This window comes from Streptomyces sp. A0958 (assembly GCF_004795035.1).
Taxonomy (GTDB): Bacteria; Actinomycetota; Actinomycetes; order Streptomycetales; family Streptomycetaceae; genus Streptomyces.
The window spans coordinates 1-2,650 of sequence record NZ_SSBK01000081.1; the positions used below are offsets into that span (position 1 = coordinate 1).

Below are 2,650 nucleotides of genomic sequence, written 5' to 3' on the forward strand. Positions count from 1 at the left end.
GGCACTGGCCCCAGCCCACCCGAGACCCCGCCGACACAGTCACCGTTGCACCGCACTACAAGACTGCGCCGATCAGCCCACCGGCCAAGGCACCGCGCACTCAGCACCACTAAGTCACTGGTATTGGTCCTAGCCTCGGCGTTTCGCCTGGCGTGAGGCCAGTTGCTGGCCGGTAACGCGAAAGTGCCTTCTGAGCTGGGACGATGAACCTTGTCGAGGGGTTCTGTCGGTCCAGGTGGAAGGCATTTTCTGCGTGCAGGGTATCGGTTCTCGTCCCAGGCTTCATGTCTCCACCGACGGTGCGGGGGCCGTCGGGCACGTCGGGGCTCGGCTACTGGCTGGTCTCGCCGACGTCACCGGGCTGACCAGCGCATACTCCACCGCGTTGAGGCCGCTTCGGCCACGCGGCACCGGCCACGACCCGGGCCGGATCGCGACCGACCTCGCGGTGATGCTCGCTGACGGCGGCGAGACCATCACGGATCTGGCCTTGCGCGACCAGGGGGAGGTGTTCGGACCGGTCGCCTCGACACCGACTACCTGGCGCCTGCTGGCCGGCGTCGACGAACGCGTACTGGACCGCCTGCGCTCGGCCCGAGCCCAGGCCCGGGAAGTGGCCTGGCTCCAGGCATCCGAGACCAGCTGTGGCATACCGGCGGCGAAAGCCGGCGGACAGGAACTGCCCGGCTTGGTCCTGGACATCGACGCCAAGGTGTGGTCGGCGTCCCGACCTCGCTGTTTTTGTCGGCGGCGGCTGAATTCTGACCCAGTTTTGAGGCGGACGGCACCATGCCGGGCCCCGGACTCGTCGCGGCGAACTCTCACTGCCAGACGCCAAGAAGACGGCCGGTCTTCTGGAGGAGAGCGGCTATGAGGCATTGATTTGCGATTTCGTGGCCAATAGCCTGCCTCGCCGCCATAACTCGCTGTCACCACCGAATGCGAGACAGAGCCGCTCGTCGTTTGGCAGACCCCGCCAAGGCCGTAATCGAGCACCTGTCCAGCCGCCACCCGGACTGCTGCGGGTCCTGCGCGAGGCTGATCTGCGATCTCTCAGGCCACGAACCATTCTGCGCTGCCACAGGATTCGTGAGTCTCCACCATCACCACTGATCACGGTGCGCGTGGTAGCCCTACGTGGCAGAAGACCGCGAGGCGGAAGCATCGAGCGGAGTCGGACATACCCATCGGCCTGCGTCTCAGCCATACGTCACGAGCCCGGGCACGACGAAAATTGGACAGAAGTAGCTGCCCGCACCCCAGAGCGTCCCGCAGCCGCAGGGGCAACGAAGCAGCCAGAGCGATCCCGGCCGGGACCAGCGAGCCATCGACAGGAGGAGCGGAGGTGAGCCGCCGTGCGCCCGCTCGCAGGGCGGGGTCCGGCGGCAGCTGCCTACGTTCGAATCAGCCTGTTTTATCTATTGCGTATGCTGCGAATATTGCGGATACTGGAACACCTCAAGCAATGACGCCCACCCGCCACGAAATTTAGGGGCGCACCGTGACGAAGACAGACATCAGGCCCGTGAAACTTCCGCCCGAGAAGACCGCCACAGCGAACCGTGCCCTCACTCGTGTCCGCGGTTACCTCACCGAACACCCCGACCTCGGACAGATCGCCGTCAAGCCACTCGACGACAACGAGCTTGAGCCCCTCCTTCTGCCCCGCGAAGCCGTCGAGCTCCTCGCCGGTCTCCTCGCCCACCTGGGGGCAGGCCGAGGCGTGTCCATCGTCCCCAGCACCGCGGAGCTCACCACCCAGCAAGCGGCAGACATCCTCAACGTGTCTCGGCCCTTCCTCATCGGCCTCCTGGAAGCCGGCGAAATCGAGTGCCGTCTAGTCGGAACGCACCGCAGAATCACAGCGTCGTCGCTCATGGAGTACAAGCAGGCAGACGACCGGCGTCGCCGTGAAGCAGCAGACGAGCTCACCCAGCTCGGCCAGGAGATGGGATTGATGTAGTCGATGGCCTTCGTCGCCGTTTACGACGCGAACGTGCTCTACCCGAATATCCTCCGCGACGTGCTCATCCGCGTCGCGGAGGCCGGCCTTGTGCAGGCGAAGTGGACCGAGACAATCCTTGACGAGACGTTTCGCAACCTGAAGGCCGACCGGCCGGATCTGGACCCCGGAGCCCTCGACAGGACACGGCGACTGATGAAGGCAGCCGTACGGGACTGCCTCGTCAAGGGGCACGAGCCGCTCATCGACATACTGGAACTCCCCGACAAGGACGACCGGCACGTCCTGGCCGCGGCGATCCGCGCCAAGGCCCAGGTGATCGTGACCTTCAACCTCAAAGACTTCCCGGCGAAAGCCCTTGCACCATGGGACGTTGAAGCCGTCCACCCGGACGCCTTCCTCGAAGCGCAGATAGATCTGGCGCCGGAGGTCGTGTACGCAGAGATCCAGCGCATCGCCGACAGTTGGAAGAATCCGCCCGGCACGGTTGCCGACGTGATCGAGCGACTCGAGAGGAACCGTCTCGTTTCATCCGCGGCGGCCCTGAGGGCACTCGCCTAAGCCTTGATCCGCCGAGGCGGTTTGAGGATGTTCTCCTGCCCGGTTGTTGAGTTGGTTCTGTGTGGGTGGCTGAGTGTGGGCAGGTGGTATCTGCTGGTTTGCCCAGCTTTTCCACGTTCTTCGGTT

General features: G+C 64.9%; 2 protein-coding genes and 1 pseudogene. All 3 read left to right on the forward strand.

The genetic code is table 11. The features are described from left to right. Nucleotides 1-235: 235 nt before the first annotated feature. A pseudogene (locus E6P78_RS32345) lies at nucleotides 236-715 on the forward strand (IS1380 family transposase); the annotation flags it as partial. 786 nt (nucleotides 716-1,501) lie between these two features. Then, complete coding sequence (locus E6P78_RS32350; RefSeq protein ID WP_136207182.1) at nucleotides 1,502-1,963, forward strand: helix-turn-helix domain-containing protein; 462 nt, start codon at nucleotides 1,502-1,504, stop codon at nucleotides 1,961-1,963. A 3-nt stretch (nucleotides 1,964-1,966) separates the two neighbouring features. Next, nucleotides 1,967-2,524 carry a PIN domain-containing protein gene (locus tag E6P78_RS32355; RefSeq protein WP_136207183.1) on the forward strand — a complete coding sequence of 186 codons (558 nt, stop codon included), beginning with the start codon at nucleotides 1,967-1,969 and terminating at the stop codon, nucleotides 2,522-2,524. Nucleotides 2,525-2,650: the final 126 nt, after the last annotated feature.